Origin of the sequence: Escherichia sp. S10b, from assembly GCF_028421345.1 — a bacterium.
Classification (GTDB): Bacteria; Pseudomonadota; Gammaproteobacteria; order Enterobacterales; family Enterobacteriaceae; genus ECMA0423.
The window spans coordinates 37,875-52,102 of the sequence record NZ_JAHZSO010000160.1; the positions used below are offsets into that span (position 1 = coordinate 37,875).

Here is a 14,228-nt window from a genome sequence, read left to right on the forward strand (position 1 = left end):
AATGTTAATTCTTATTACATTTGGCACGTCATGGCTCTTAACACACCACAAATTACGCCGACAAAAAAGATAACAGTGAGGGCAATCGGCGAGGAACTGCCGCGTGGTGATTACCAACGTTGCCCGCAATGTGACATGCTGTTTAGCCTGCCCGAGATAAATTCTCATCAGAGTGCCTATTGTCCGCGCTGTCAGGCAAAAATTCGCGACGGGCGCGACTGGTCGCTAACGCGCCTGGCGGCAATGGCTTTCACCATGCTGTTGCTGATGCCGTTTGCCTGGGGCGAACCGCTGTTGCATATCTGGCTGTTAGGTATTCGTATCGACGCCAACGTCATGCAAGGCATCTGGCAAATGACCAAACAGGGCGATACGATAACGGGGGCGATGGTCTTTTTCTGCGTTATTGGTGCCCCCCTCATTCTGGTGTCCTCCATAGCATATTTATGGTTTGGTAACCGACTGGGAATGAATTTACGTCCGGTACTGCTGATGCTTGAGCGACTTAAAGAGTGGGTAATGCTGGATATCTACCTGGTCGGCATTGGCGTTGCTTCTATAAAGGTACAGGATTATGCCCATATCCAGGCGGGTGTCGGCTTGTTCTCTTTTGTGGCGTTGGTGATTTTAACGACGGTGACGTTGTCACATCTTAATGTCGAGGAGCTGTGGGAGCGATTTTATCCGCAGCGCCCCGCTACGCGTAGGGACGAGAAACTTCGTGTCTGTCTTGGGTGCCATTTTACCGGCTATCCTGATCAGCGTGGTCGCTGCCCGCGTTGCCATATCCCGCTACGCCTGCGTCGCCGTCATAGTTTGCAAAAATGCTGGGCGGCGCTGTTAGCGTCAATCGTTTTGTTGTTACCTGCCAACCTGTTGCCTATTTCTATCATTTATCTGAACGGAGGACGGCAGGAAGATACAATTCTTTCCGGAATTATGTCGCTGGCAAGTAGCAACATTGCGGTTGCGGGAATCGTGTTTATCGCCAGTATTCTGGTACCGTTTACTAAAGTGATCGTCATGTTCACTTTACTGTTGAGCATTCATTTTAAATGCCAGCAAGGTTTACGCACACGCATTCTGTTACTGCGGATGGTGACCTGGATTGGTCGCTGGTCGATGCTCGACCTGTTTGTCATATCTTTAACCATGTCGCTGATTAATCGCGATCAGATCCTCGCTTTTACTATGGGACCGGCTGCGTTTTATTTCGGCGCAGCGGTAATTTTGACTATTCTTGCTGTGGAATGGCTGGACAGCCGCTTACTTTGGGATGCACATGAGTCAGGAAACGCCCGCTTCGACGACTGAAGCGCAGATTAAAAATAAACGCCGTATCTCACCTTTCTGGCTGCTGCCGTTCATCGCGCTAATGATTGCCGGTTGGCTGATTTGGGACAGTTATCAGGACCGGGGTAATACCGTCACCATCGACTTTATGTCGGCGGATGGTATTGTCCCGGGCCGTACGCCTGTTCGTTATCAGGGCGTTGAAGTCGGAACAGTGCAGGATATCAGCCTCAGCGACGATCTTCGTAAGATTGAAGTCAAGGTCAGCATCAAGTCCGATATGAAAGATGCGCTGCGCGAAGAGACTCAGTTCTGGCTGGTGACGCCAAAAGCATCGTTGGCAGGTGTCTCCGGGCTGGACGCCCTCGTCGGTGGTAACTATATCGGCATGATGCCAGGTAAAGGTAAAGAGCAGGATCACTTTGTCGCACTCGATACCCAACCGAAATATCGACTGGACAATGGCGATCTGATGATCCACCTGCAAGCCCCCGATCTCGGTTCGCTGAACAGCGGTTCATTGGTCTATTTCCGCAAGATCCCTGTGGGAAAAGTCTACGACTATGCCATCAATCCCAACAAGCAAGGCGTGGTGATTGATGTCCTGATCGAGCGGCGTTTTACCGATCTGGTGAAAAAAGGTAGCCGTTTCTGGAACGTTTCCGGCGTTGATGCCAATGTCAGTATCAGTGGCGCGAAGGTGAAACTGGAAAGTCTGGCGGCACTGGTTAACGGTGCGATTGCCTTCGATTCACCTGAAGAGTCGAAACCTGCCGAGGCGGAAGATACCTTTGGTCTGTATGAAGATCTGGCCCACAGCCAGCGTGGCGTAATAATAAAACTGGAACTGCCGAGTGGGGCAGGATTAACCGCCGACTCGACGCCATTAATGTATCAGGGACTGGAAGTCGGACAGCTAACTAAACTGGATTTAAATCCTGGTGGTAAAGTCACTGGGGAAATGACAGTTGATCCCAGCGTCGTTACCCTGCTTCGTGAAAATACCCGCATCGAATTACGTAATCCGAAATTATCCCTTAGCGATGCCAATCTCAGCGCCCTGCTGACTGGCAAAACCTTCGAGTTGGTACCCGGCGATGGCGAGCCACGCAAAGAGTTCGTTGTTGTGCCAGGCGAAAAAGCACTGCTGCATGAACCTGATGTTCTGACGCTGACCCTGACCGCGCCGGAAAGTTACGGTATTGATGCTGGTCAGCCGCTCATTCTTCACGGCGTGCAGGTAGGCCAGGTTATCGATCGTAAACTCACCAGCAAAGGCGTCACCTTTACCGTCGCCATCGAGCCTCAGCATCGAGAACTGGTAAAAGGCGATAGCAAATTTGTCGTCAACAGCCGTGTCGACGTGAAGGTGGGGCTGGATGGCGTTGAGTTTCTCGGTGCCAGCGCCTCAGAATGGATTAACGGCGGGATACGTATTCTGCCGGGCGATAAAGGCGAGATGAAAGCCAGCTATCCACTGTATGCCAATCTGGAAAAAGCGCTGGAGAACAGCCTTAGCGATTTACCCACCACAACCGTGAGTTTGAGTGCAGAGACGCTGCCGGATGTGCAGGCAGGATCGGTAGTGCTGTACCGTAAATTTGAAGTTGGTGAAGTTATTACCGTGCGTCCGCGAGCTAACGCGTTTGATATCGATCTGCATATTAAGCCGGAGTATCGCAACCTTCTGACCAGCAATAGCGTGTTCTGGGCAGAAGGCGGGGCGAAAGTTCAGCTGAATGGTAGTGGCCTGACCGTACAGGCATCCCCGCTCTCCAGAGCATTAAAAGGGGCTATTAGCTTCGATAACCTCAGTGGTGCCAGCGCCAGTCAGCGTAAAGGCGACAAACGTATTCTGTATGCTTCCGAAACAGCGGCCCGTGCGGTTGGTGGGCAGATTACGCTTCACGCTTTCGATGCCGGAAAACTGGCGGTCGGGATGCCAATTCGCTATCTCGGTATTGATATCGGGCAAATCCAGACGCTGGATCTGATTACCGCGCGCAATGAAGTACAGGCAAAGGCGGTGCTCTATCCGGAATATGTCCAGACCTTTGCTCGCGGTGGTACGCGCTTCTCAGTGGTCACACCGCAAATTTCAGCCGCGGGCGTTGAGCATCTTGATACTATCCTCCAGCCGTATATCAACGTCGAACCAGGCCGGGGCAATCCTCGCCGCGACTTTGAATTACAAGAGGCCACCATTACTGATTCGCGTTACCTGGATGGCTTAAGCATTATTGTTGAAGCGCCGGAAGCCGGTTCGTTAGGTATTGGTACGCCTGTGCTGTTCCGTGGTCTGGAAGTCGGTACGGTTACAGGAATGACGCTGGGGACATTGTCAGATCGCGTGATGATTGCGATGCGCATCAGTAAACGCTATCAACACCTGGTGCGTAACAATTCCGTCTTCTGGTTGGCATCGGGTTACAGTCTGGACTTTGGTCTGACGGGCGGCGTAGTGAAAACCGGCACCTTTAACCAGTTTATCCGTGGCGGCATCGCCTTCGCCACGCCTCCGGGTACGCCACTGGCACCGAAAGCCCAGGAAGGCAAACACTTCCTGTTGCAGGAAAGTGAACCGAAAGAGTGGCGTGAATGGGGAACTGCGCTTCCCAAATAATGCCCACTGCTCCGGCGTGCCTGCGCCGGAGCGTTTATGCTAAACTGCGCGCCTGTTTTTTTGCCAGTGGTACATGCTCGTGGCCCAACACACCGTTTATTTCCCGGACGCCTTTCTGACACAAATGCGCGAAGCGATGCCTTCGACGCTCTCATTTGATGATTTTCTTGCCGCCTGTCAGCGCCCGTTGCGCCGCAGCATTCGCGTTAATACGCTGAAAATCTCCGTTGCTGATTTCCTGCAATTAACCGCTCCTTATGGCTGGACGCTTACGCCAATTCCGTGGTGTGAAGAAGGTTTCTGGATTGAACGCGACAATGAAGATGCATTGCCATTGGGTAGTACCGCCGAGCATTTAAGCGGCCTGTTTTATATTCAGGAAGCCAGTTCAATGTTGCCCGTTGCCGCCTTGTTTGCTGACGATAATGCACCACAGCGGGTGATGGATGTCGCAGCTGCGCCAGGCTCCAAAACGACGCAAATTGCCGCGCGGATGAATAACGAAGGGGCAATCCTTGCCAATGAGTTTTCCGCCAGTCGGGTAAAAGTGTTACATGCCAATATCAGCCGCTGTGGCATCAGTAATGTTGCGCTCACACATTTTGATGGCCGCGTGTTTGGTGCGGCAGTGCCAGAAATGTTCGATGCCATTTTGCTGGACGCTCCCTGCTCTGGCGAAGGCGTGGTGCGTAAAGATCCCGATGCGCTAAAAAACTGGTCACCAGAAAGCAATCAGGAAATCGCAGCTACACAACGGGAGCTTATCGACAGCGCCTTTCATGCATTACGTCCTGGTGGTACGCTGGTTTACTCGACCTGTACCTTAAACCAGGAAGAAAACGAAGCCGTTTGCCTGTGGCTGAAAGAGACTTACCCCGTCGCAGTAGAGTTTTTACCACTTGGCGATCTCTTCCCTGGTGCAAACAAAGCGCTGACCGAAGAAGGCTTTTTGCATGTTTTCCCACAAATTTACGACTGCGAAGGCTTCTTCGTTGCTCGTCTGCGTAAAACTCAGGCGATCCCCGCCTTACCCGCCCCCAAATACAAAGTGGGCAATTTCCCGTTCAGCCCGGTGAAAGATCGCGAAGCCGGACAAATTCGTCAGGCGGCTGCAAGTGTTGGCTTAAACTGGGATGGAAACCTGCGCCTCTGGCAACGCGACAAAGAACTGTGGTTGTTCCCGGTGGGCATTGAAGCCCTGATCGGTAAAGTCCGATTTTCTCGCTTGGGGATTAAACTTGCCGAAACGCACAACAAAGGTTATCGCTGGCAGCATGAAGCAGTTATTGCCCTTGCCACCCCCGACAATGTGAACGCTTTTGAACTGACACCGCAGGAAGCGGAGGAGTGGTATCGCGGGCGCGATGTTTACCCGCAAGCCGCGCCAGTGGCGGATGACGTGTTGGTTACTTTCCAGCATCAACCGATTGGTTTAGCCAAACGGATTGGTTCGCGATTGAAAAACAGCTATCCGCGTGAACTGGTGCGCGATGGGAAACTTTTTACCGGTAACGCCTGACAGCGCACAAAAAAAGCGCACTTTTTGACTGGCACATTCGGCTGCCTCAACTAGGCTGAAAAATGGTGCGTTCGGACTGGTCGTACCACAACCGGCAGCTAAATGGAGAGCACGAAGATGAAAACCAGTGTGCGCATAGGCGCTTTTGAAATCGACGACGGCGAATTACACGGTGAATCGCCAGGTGATCGAACGTTAACCATTCCTTGTAAATCTGACCCCGATTTATGTATGCAACTGGATGCCTGGGATGCTGAAACCAGTATCCCTGCCCTGCTAAATGGCGAACACTCTGTCCTTTACCGTACCCGTTACGATCAACAATCTGATGCCTGGATTATGCGTCTTGCCTGATCCAAAAAGAACCCGTCGGCATGGCGGGTTATTTGTCCTGGTTATTCCCCCGTTGTAAAATCTCTCCTAAACTTAACGGTACGGCACCACACTTCGGGGATGAAATGTTCGCGCTGGTACTTTTTGTTTGCTACCTGGATGGCGGTTGTGAAGATATTGTTGTGGATGTCTACAACACGGAACAGCAGTGTCTTTATTCTATGAGCGATCAACGGATCCGCCAGGGCGGTTGTTTTCCGATTGAGGATTTTATAGATGGTTTCTGGCGACCTGCACAGGAGTACGGTGATTTTTAATTATTGCAATTGCACAAGAGTCAGTTCGCCCCCAAAGACAGCACCGGTATCAATATAATGCAGGTTGCCAATATCCACGCGATGTCGCAACGGTGTATGACCAAACCAGAAATGATCAGCACCTGTAATTCCCTGCCCTTTTTGGCGTTCACCTAATCGCGAGCGGCTCCACAAGACCTGATGCAAATCAACGTCCTTTTGCCATTCATAAACATCATCTGGATAATCGGCATGAGCAATAACATGTTTGCCGGTACGACTGTGTACTTCAAGAATAAAGGGCAAATGCTGACATTTTTCCAGCGCCGTTTTCGCTTGTTTCTGTTGATTATCTGCCAGCGCAATAAACCAGTCGCCGCCATTCATCAACCACAAAGACATCTGCTGGGATGCCAGCGCATCCATCGCCATCTGTTCATGATTGCCTCTTACCGCACAAACCCAATGTTGTTCCAGTAACTGCAGACAACGTAAACTTTGCGGCCCACGATCGATAACGTCTCCTACTGAGATAAGTAAATCTCGCCACGGATCAAAACGACAATGCCATAATTTGCGGCGCAACTGCTCAAGACAACCGTGTATATCGCCAGAAAGCCAGATATGTCGCCATTGATGACCCGCAATTCTCTGATAAACGGGCGCAGGCTGTTTCATCAATATTTTCCTCCCGCGCTAAAGATCACATAATCTTAACAAGAATGTTAAAAAACGCTGGACTCAGACAGTAGAGTGTGTGTTATGGTTGACTATAAAGTCAGCGAAGGAAATGCTTCTGGCTTTTAACAGATAAAAAGAGACCGAACACGATTCCTGTATTCGGTCCAGGGAAATGGCTCTTGGGAGAGAGCCGTGCGCTAAAAGTTGGCATTAATGCAGGCTTAGTTGCCTTGCCCTTTAAGAATAGATGACGACGCCAGGTTTTCCAGTTTGCGTGCAAAATGGTCAATAAAAAGCGTGGTGGTCATCAGCTGAAATGTTAAAAACCGCCCGTTCTGGTGAAAGAACTGAGGCGGTTTTTTTATTGGAAATCAAAAGGCTATTTTAGGTAATTAACAGAGTTTTTCAGCTCGTTCTATAAACGGTGCCAGACTCATTTTTTCGCCGGGATTGTTAGGATCATCAATCTGAATCACCGAAATGGGTTGGGCTTTAGTCTTCCCACTGGCAACTTCCTTTTGTGCGATATCGTTTAAAGGATACTGCACGAGGGTACTTGGGTTAATGACATACAAAGCATTACCCGGTCTGCAAGTCAGCATCACCTCTTCGCGATTAAACGCCCATTTGTCTTTACCCACTTCAAAACGACTGACGGTAATCACCTGCGGTGCAGCCAGCGCCGCTGCAGAACTGGTGAGTAACAGAAACGTCAGAATACTTTTTTTCATCATTTTCGTAATCCATCAAAAAGGTTCGAGAGTCGCAAGCAGGCTGATGATCACCAGCACTACCGCACCTATCGCCCATTCGAGTTTAGTCATCCACTCAAACCAGGGTGCCGCACGATCTTCATCTTGCCTCATGCGCGGTACAAGAACATAACGATTAGCCAGCGCAATGACCACCATAATCATCACCAGGATGGCTTTGAGCAATAAGAGTTGGCCCCAGTAAGTCGTAAGCGTGGGGGGAAATCCGGTAATCAACAATGCATTAAGCACGCCGCTTGCCAGTACGCCGATCACCGCAAAATGCCCGCACCAGGAAAAACGCATCAGCGCCTGAATGGCCTGGTGTCGCCAACGGCCTTTGATGAGTTGCATACACCAGAGCACCGGCAGTAATCCCCCAAACCACGCCGCCGCACAAATCAGGTGAATCGCGTGATTAGTCTGATGGATTTTCGCCGTTACCCCTTCATTCAGTGTCGCATGCCCGATTCCCGCCAGCAGAATAAATTGCGCGGTAGTGAGCATAAACAGCAAACGTGGCATATTCCGCGGTTGCATAAGGGCGACGATCAACGTTACGAGGGCGAGAACAATTTGCCATAACCAGACGCCACCAAACTGCGTTTGCAAAACAGCCTGCCAAATGTTTGGCGAAAATACATCTGCCCATCCCGTTCCCATCAACCCGCCCTGAACGGCGAGCATTGCAGTGGCACTGATCAAACTCCAGACGGCAGCGTGCTGTTGTAAACGCAGAAAACGCTTCGCCAGCAAGCGACGAATCGTTAAGGGGGCCAGCCAGGCACCGTACATTGCGAAGCCAAAGACCAGCATCAGCGAGGTGAAATGGATAAATCGCAGCGCGATCCAGGTAAACGCCAGCATGATTTATTTCACGCTAAAGGTGTAGTGTCCTTTCGTTTTATGCCCGTCCACCGAAACAACATGCCAGTCAACGATGTAGGTTCCGGGTTTCAGCGAATCGGCCAGTGGAACAATCAGTTGCTTTTGGTCCTGCTCATTTCGCTTCGCCGGTAATGTTTTAATATTTTCGTTTTTTGGCCCCGTGATTTTTGCACCACTGAATCCTGTTTCAACACCTTCCGAGAAGTTTAAAGTGATTGCCTGCGGTGCAGCTGTCACTTGCGCGTTTGCCGCAGGATACTGATGCGTTAAATGCGCATGTGCCCAGACGGAAGGTGTCACCAACGAAGTGGTCAGGATTGCCAGCGCGTAGCGAAGGGAGCGTGCAGTTGAAGTCATATTATCTATTCCTTTTTGTAATAACTTTTTTACAGAGCATAACCTTGTCTAATGTCTGAGTCGAGGATCATCAATTCCGGCTTGCCATCCTGGCTCACTCTTAGTAACTTTTGCCCGCGAATGATGAGGAGATTAAGAATGCTGAAGAATCTGGCTAAACTGGATCAAACAGAAATGGATAAAGTGAATGTCGATTTGGCGGCGGCCGGGGTGGCATTTAAAGAACGCTACAATATGCCGGTGATCGCTGAAGCGGTTGAACGTGAACAGCCTGAACATTTGCGCAGCTGGTTTCGCGAGCGGCTTATTGCCCACCGTTTGGCTTCGGTCAATCTGTCACGTTTACCTTACGAGCCCAAACTTAAATAAAACTTATACAGAGTTACACTTTCTTACATAACGCCTGCTAAATTATGAGTATTTTCTAAACCGCACCCATAATTTGCAGTCATTTTGAAAAGGAAGTCATTATGTCGTTCTGGAAAGTTGCAGCAGCGCAATATGAGCCTCGTAAAACCTCACTCACCGAACAGGTAGCTCATCATCTGGAGTTTGTGAGGGCCGCCGCCAGGCAACAATGTCAGCTGTTAGTTTTTCCATCGCTTTCTTTACTGGGGTGTGATTATTCGCGACGTGCCCTTCCTGCCCCACCCGATCTCTCACTGTTAGACCCGCTTTGTTATGCCGCAACGACCTGGCGAATGACCATCATTGCCGGCCTTCCCGTTGAATATAACGATCGCTTTATTCGTGGAATTGCGGTGTTCGCACCGTGGCGAAAAACGCCTGGGATCTACCATCAGAGTCATGGTGCATGTCTGGGCCGTCGTTCCAGAACCATCACGGTGGTCGATGAACAACCGCAAGGTATGGATATGGACCCGACCTGTTCACTGTTTACTACAGGGCAATGTCTGGGAGAACCCGACCTGCTGGCGTCGGCCCGTCGCTTACAATTTTTTTCACATCAGTACTCGATTGCCGTGCTGATGGCAAATGCCCGTGGTAACAGTGCACTATGGGATGAATATGGTCGTCTCATCGTTCGCGCCGATCGTGGTTCATTATTGTTAGTCGGTCAGCGTTCATCACAGGGTTGGCAAGGCGATATCATTCCATTACGCTAGGCTTTTTCGGCCTGGAGCATGCCATGTTGCGCATTATCGATACAGAAACCTGCGGTTTGCAGGGAGGGATCGTTGAGATTGCCTCTGTTGATGTCATTGACGGAAAAATCGTCAACCCCATGAGCCACCTGGTGCGCCCCGATCGTCCTATTAGTCCACAAGCGATGGCGATTCATCGCATCACCGAAGCCATGGTCGCCGATAAACCGTGGATTGAAGATGTGATCCCACACTATTACGGTAGTGAATGGTATGTCGCGCATAACGCCAGCTTTGACCGCCGCGTACTGCCTGAGATGCCCGGTGAGTGGATTTGCACTATGAAACTGGCCCGTCGTTTGTGGCCTGGGATCAAGTACAGCAATATGGCGTTATATAAAACACGCAAGCTCAATGTACAGACGCCGCCGGGCCTGCATCATCACCGCGCGTTGTATGACTGTTATATCACCGCCGCGTTGCTTATCGATATTATGAACACCTCCGGCTGGACGGCAGAACAGATGGCCGATATCACCGGACGTCCGTCGTTGATGACGACCTTCACCTTTGGCAAATACCGTGGCAAAGCGGTTTCCGACGTTGCCGAACGCGATCCGGGCTATCTGCGCTGGTTATTTAATAACCTGGACAGCATGAGCCCGGAGCTGCGTTTAACACTGAAACATTATCTGGAAAATACTTAGTCCGCAGGCGTAGCGGGTAATGTTCCCTGCGCCAGCGCGACCAGAAAAGCATATTCCATCGCTACGCCTTCGTACGATTTAAAGCGACCAGATTTACCGCCATGGCCTGAGTCCATGTCGGTACAGAGCAATAAAAGATGGTCATCGGTTTTCAGCTCGCGCAATTTAGCGACCCATTTTGCCGGTTCCCAATATTGCACCTGAGAATCGTGCAAACCGGTCGTTACCAGTAAATGCGGATAAGCCTGTGCGGTGACGTTGTCATACGGGCTGTAGCTTTTCATGTACTCGTAATATTGCGGATCCTGCGGGTTACCCCACTCTTCAAACTCACCAGTGGTAAGAGGAATTGATTCATCAAGCATCGTTGTTACAACATCAACAAACGGTACCTGGGCGATAACGCCGTGGAATAATTCCGGGCGTTGATTAATTGCAACGCCCATCAACATGCCCCCCGCACTCCCGCCCATCGCATAACAAAGCGAAGGAGAGCCATAGCCCAGTTTTAACAATGCATCGCAGGCATCAAGATAATCATTAAACGTATTTTTCTTCTTCAGAAATTTTCCGTCTTCGTACCATTGTTGCCCCAGCTCACCACCGCCGCGAACATGGACAATGGCGTAGACAAAGCCACGATCTAACAAACTCAAGCGGCTAAAACTGAAATCGGCATCAATACTTGCGCCGTAAGAACCATAGCCATACACCAGCAACGGGTTGTGTCCTTTGCGAAAATGTTTGCGATGGTAGACCAACGAAACCGGAACTTCGACGCCATCACGGGCGACTATCCACAGGTGTTCACTGCGGTAATTCGCCGCATCAAAACCGGGCACTTCTGTTTGTTTTAATACACGACGCTCACCGGTATCCATATCCAGTTCAAACAAAGTGTCTGGTGTGGTCATGGAAGAATAACCATAACGCAATCGCGCGGTTTCAGGTTCTGGATTGTAGGCAATCCAGGTCACATAGGCTGGATCATCAAAGGCAATACCAATGACTTCCCGGGTCTTGCGGTTAATTTGGCGCAAACTGGTTAACCCGCGCTGACGCTCTTCAACCACCAGCCAGTCGGTAAACAGCGTAAACCCTTCCAGCATGATGTTTTCGCGTGGCGGAATTAACTCTTCCCACTGTTGCTCATCACGCATACGGGTACGGTATAAGCCAAAGTTTTTGCCGTGGCGGTTGGAACGCAGATAAAAACGATGCTGGTAGTGATCAAGGCTGTATTCGTGATCTTTGCGGCGCGGCAGAAAAACAAACGGCTCGGCATCGGCCATTTCCGCGTCCAGCAGGCGAACTTCACTGGTGGTGGCGCTGGCCAAATGAATGACTACATAGTGCTTCGAGGTCGTTTTATGCAGGCTGACGTAATAGGTATCGTCTTTTTCTTCGTAGATCAGTTTATCTTGCGATGCTGGCGTACCGATGGCGTGACGCCAGACCTGATAAGGCAGCAGCGTCACCGGATGCTTGCGAACATAGTAGAAAGTCCAGGAGTCATTTGCCCAGACAAAGCTGGGTTCAACGTTATCCAGCAGTTCCGGGTACCAGTTACCAGTTTCCAGATTACGAAAACGAATGCCGTACTGGCGTCGGGAAAGAAAATCTTCTGCCAGCGCCATAATGGTGTTATCGGGCGTAATCGCCATTCCGCCCATCGAATAAAACTCACTATGAGCTGCGCGCTTATTGGCATCGAGCAATGTTTCCCACTCATCCCACTCTTCACTGAATGCCGATTGACGCTGGTAGATAGCATATTCACAGCCTGGTTCATAAATATGCCGATAGCGGTAGCCATTTTTGATGTAGGGCGCAGAAACTTCTCGTTGCGGAATGCGGTCGATGATTTCCTTTAAGATGCGATCCTGCAAGGCTTGTTGTGAGGCCATCACCCGATGACCGTAACTATTTTCTTGTTGCAGGTAGTCCAGGACTTCTGGCTGAGAACGCGTATCGTCCCGCAGCCAGTAGTAATTATCGATGCGCGTATCGCCATGAAGCGTCATGGCGTGGGGAATGCGGGCGGCTTTTGGTAGCATGTTATTGTTCTTTCTGGTTGAAACATCTTATAAGGGTGGCAAAACTCACCGGGGATGCAAGCGAAACAGGGGAGTCATTGCTTAGATGATGACAGGTAATGGCGCGGATATCGAATGTTATGCAGACAGAGAAAATCAGCCTGTTCAAATGGCTGTGCGATTCTGGATAGCCCGAAATAGTCAACTTCAGGCTATCCAGAGAGCGGAATTATTCCGCCAAAGTGCGTTTTTGCTGTTCGAGATCGCGTTCAATGCCGTCACGAACATCCTGGGGGATTTTCAGCGCGTCACCCAGTGCATTCAGGTAACTGCGTTCCATAAAATGGTCAATATCAATAGCCGCGCAACTCAGGAAATAGATTTCCAGCGCCTCTTCTTCATTGCGGACCCCGGTAGCCAGGCGTTGTGGATCCAGCGGTTGTTCGATTGCCTGCTCAATGAGTACACGCCCCTGCTCTTCCACGCCGGCTTCACGCAATTGCTGGTCGATTGCCGCACGTTCTTTGGCATCAATATGACCATCACTTTTAGCGGCAAAGACCAGCGCAAGGATCAAACGTTCTGTACGCTCATCCAGCGGCGTACTTTGCGCGCCAAACTGCGGTTCGTCCTGATGCGCCGCGCGAATTTTATCTTTGTATTTATTCCACAGCACCGTACCCGCTACCGCTCCGCCGCCAACCAGTAACGCGTTGGTGCCATATTTCGTAAGAAGTTTACGTGCTGATTTATTTGCGACCAGCAGCCCAGCCAGTCCGCCTAATGCGCCTGGCACTAACAGTTTGCCCAATCCCTGATCCGCAGACGAGGAGGTAGAAGAACTGCTTTGCCCAAGCAGGGATTGCAGTTGATTTAACCAGTTAGCCATATTTGCTCCTCAATAACCATTTTTAGTGCCTGTAGCATAGCGGATGAGGATGTCAGAAAATGTATATCGAGACAAAAGATGCGCAAATAAGCGGGGCGGTAGGCCGTTATTCAAAGAAATTCGCGCCAGGTAAGGTATTTACTGTATATCAGGTGATAAGGGTATTTTAGGTGAAAGTAGTTTGTCGTTTTGAGTGGCATTGTTTGATGCTGATTGCCCGATGCGACGCTGTTGCGTCTTCTCAGGCCTACGATTGTGGTGCGTTCTGGGGCGGACAAGGCACTCGCGCCGCATCCGCCAACGGTCAATCGAATTATCAGAAGCCATTAACGCCGCTGATATTCCGCCATTCCCGCTTTGCAGTCCACGCTGACCTGGTAATGAATATCGGCACTTTTACCACGCACGGTTAGCGGTACTGACCATTTATCATCTTTACCCTGAATGTCCTGCAAACTGACCCAAGCCACGGGATCGGCCTGACCGACAATTTTTTGATCATCTGCCCAGCGCGCCACGCGATTTTGTTGATAATCACGTTTTACGCTCGCGGCAATTCCGGCAGCATCCAGACCTTCACACTTTGGGAAAGTGACCGACTTGCTGGTTTCATTATTGGCAGCGAAAACTGATGCGCAGGCAGAAACCAACAACAGCCCTAAAAACGCCCCTCTTTTTTTCATGTTTTTCTCCATAGCACAATGATTCAGGAGAAAGCATGGTACAAATTGTCAGGAGCGCAAGTTGC

At 50.4% G+C, this 14,228-nt stretch carries 15 protein-coding genes; 8 read left to right on the plus strand and 7 right to left on the minus strand.

All coding sequences use genetic code 11. The features are described 5' to 3' along the window. Window positions 1-30 precede the first annotated feature (30 nt). The 5 genes from yebS to FTE26_RS11245 all read left to right on the plus strand — a co-directional run bounded on the left by yebS (window position 31) and on the right by FTE26_RS11245 (window position 6,085). Window positions 31-1,314, plus strand: a complete 1,284-nt coding sequence (gene yebS / locus FTE26_RS11225) for a membrane integrity lipid transport subunit YebS (protein WP_001207283.1) — start codon at window positions 31-33, stop codon at window positions 1,312-1,314. After that, window positions 1,283-3,916: a lipid-binding membrane homeostasis protein YebT gene (yebT, locus tag FTE26_RS11230; protein WP_001297532.1), complete on the plus strand. Its 2,634-nt coding sequence runs from the start codon at window positions 1,283-1,285 to the stop codon at window positions 3,914-3,916. Before yebS ends, yebT begins: the two co-directional genes overlap by 32 nt. A 79-nt stretch (window positions 3,917-3,995) precedes the next feature. Next, window positions 3,996-5,435 (plus strand): 16S rRNA (cytosine(1407)-C(5))-methyltransferase RsmF, encoded by a 1,440-nt coding sequence (rsmF, locus tag FTE26_RS11235; RefSeq protein ID WP_024198516.1) that lies wholly within the window; start codon window positions 3,996-3,998, stop codon window positions 5,433-5,435. 117 nt (window positions 5,436-5,552) lie between these two features. Continuing rightward, window positions 5,553-5,789 carry a YebV family protein gene (locus FTE26_RS11240; protein WP_001295499.1) on the plus strand — a complete coding sequence of 79 codons (237 nt, stop codon included), beginning with the start codon at window positions 5,553-5,555 and terminating at the stop codon, window positions 5,787-5,789. A 104-nt stretch (window positions 5,790-5,893) separates the two neighbouring features. After that, complete coding sequence (locus tag FTE26_RS11245; RefSeq protein ID WP_000457842.1) at window positions 5,894-6,085, plus strand: YebW family protein; 192 nt, start codon at window positions 5,894-5,896, stop codon at window positions 6,083-6,085. On the opposite strand, the gene pphA is transcribed toward FTE26_RS11245, so the two are convergent. From pphA to yobA, 4 genes are all read right to left on the minus strand, one after another. After that, on the minus strand, window positions 6,086-6,742 hold the full coding sequence (gene pphA / locus FTE26_RS11250) for a protein-serine/threonine phosphatase (protein ID WP_000812724.1): 657 nt from the start codon (window positions 6,740-6,742) through the stop codon (window positions 6,086-6,088). Window positions 6,743-7,137: 395 nt separating this feature from the next. After that, window positions 7,138-7,479, minus strand: a complete 342-nt coding sequence (locus FTE26_RS11255; protein ID WP_000976492.1) for a YebY family protein — start codon at window positions 7,477-7,479, stop codon at window positions 7,138-7,140. Window positions 7,480-7,491: 12 nt separating this feature from the next. Further along, on the minus strand, window positions 7,492-8,364 hold the full coding sequence (gene copD, locus FTE26_RS11260; RefSeq protein ID WP_000879280.1) for a copper homeostasis membrane protein CopD: 873 nt from the start codon (window positions 8,362-8,364) through the stop codon (window positions 7,492-7,494). Between the two features lie 3 nt (window positions 8,365-8,367). Further along, window positions 8,368-8,742, minus strand: a complete 375-nt coding sequence (gene yobA, locus FTE26_RS11265) for a CopC domain-containing protein YobA (RefSeq protein ID WP_000204699.1) — start codon at window positions 8,740-8,742, stop codon at window positions 8,368-8,370. A 138-nt stretch (window positions 8,743-8,880) separates the two neighbouring features. Here yobA and holE point away from each other — a divergent pair, with 138 nt between their 5' ends. The 3 genes from holE (at window position 8,881) to exoX (ending at window position 10,555) form a co-directional block, all read left to right on the plus strand. Continuing rightward, window positions 8,881-9,111: a DNA polymerase III subunit theta gene (gene holE, locus FTE26_RS11270; protein ID WP_000916763.1), complete on the plus strand. Its 231-nt coding sequence runs from the start codon at window positions 8,881-8,883 to the stop codon at window positions 9,109-9,111. Window positions 9,112-9,212: 101 nt separating this feature from the next. Continuing rightward, window positions 9,213-9,869: a carbon-nitrogen hydrolase family protein YobB gene (gene yobB, locus FTE26_RS11275; RefSeq protein WP_000011658.1), complete on the plus strand. Its 657-nt coding sequence runs from the start codon at window positions 9,213-9,215 to the stop codon at window positions 9,867-9,869. Window positions 9,870-9,892: 23 nt separating this feature from the next. Then, window positions 9,893-10,555, plus strand: coding sequence for an exodeoxyribonuclease X (gene exoX / locus FTE26_RS11280; RefSeq protein ID WP_000944256.1), 663 nt, complete (start codon window positions 9,893-9,895; stop codon window positions 10,553-10,555). On the opposite strand, the gene ptrB is transcribed toward exoX, so the two are convergent. From ptrB to yebF, 3 genes are all read right to left on the minus strand, one after another. Beyond that, on the minus strand, window positions 10,552-12,612 hold the full coding sequence (gene ptrB, locus FTE26_RS11285) for an oligopeptidase B (protein ID WP_000936951.1): 2,061 nt from the start codon (window positions 12,610-12,612) through the stop codon (window positions 10,552-10,554). The genes exoX and ptrB overlap by 4 nt on opposite strands. Window positions 12,613-12,820: 208 nt before the next feature. Further along, on the minus strand, window positions 12,821-13,480 hold the full coding sequence (locus tag FTE26_RS11290) for a tellurite resistance TerB family protein (RefSeq protein ID WP_000024745.1): 660 nt from the start codon (window positions 13,478-13,480) through the stop codon (window positions 12,821-12,823). Window positions 13,481-13,806: 326 nt separating this feature from the next. Then, window positions 13,807-14,163, minus strand: a complete 357-nt coding sequence (yebF, locus tag FTE26_RS11295) for a protein YebF (RefSeq protein ID WP_001295500.1) — start codon at window positions 14,161-14,163, stop codon at window positions 13,807-13,809. Window positions 14,164-14,228: the final 65 nt, after the last annotated feature.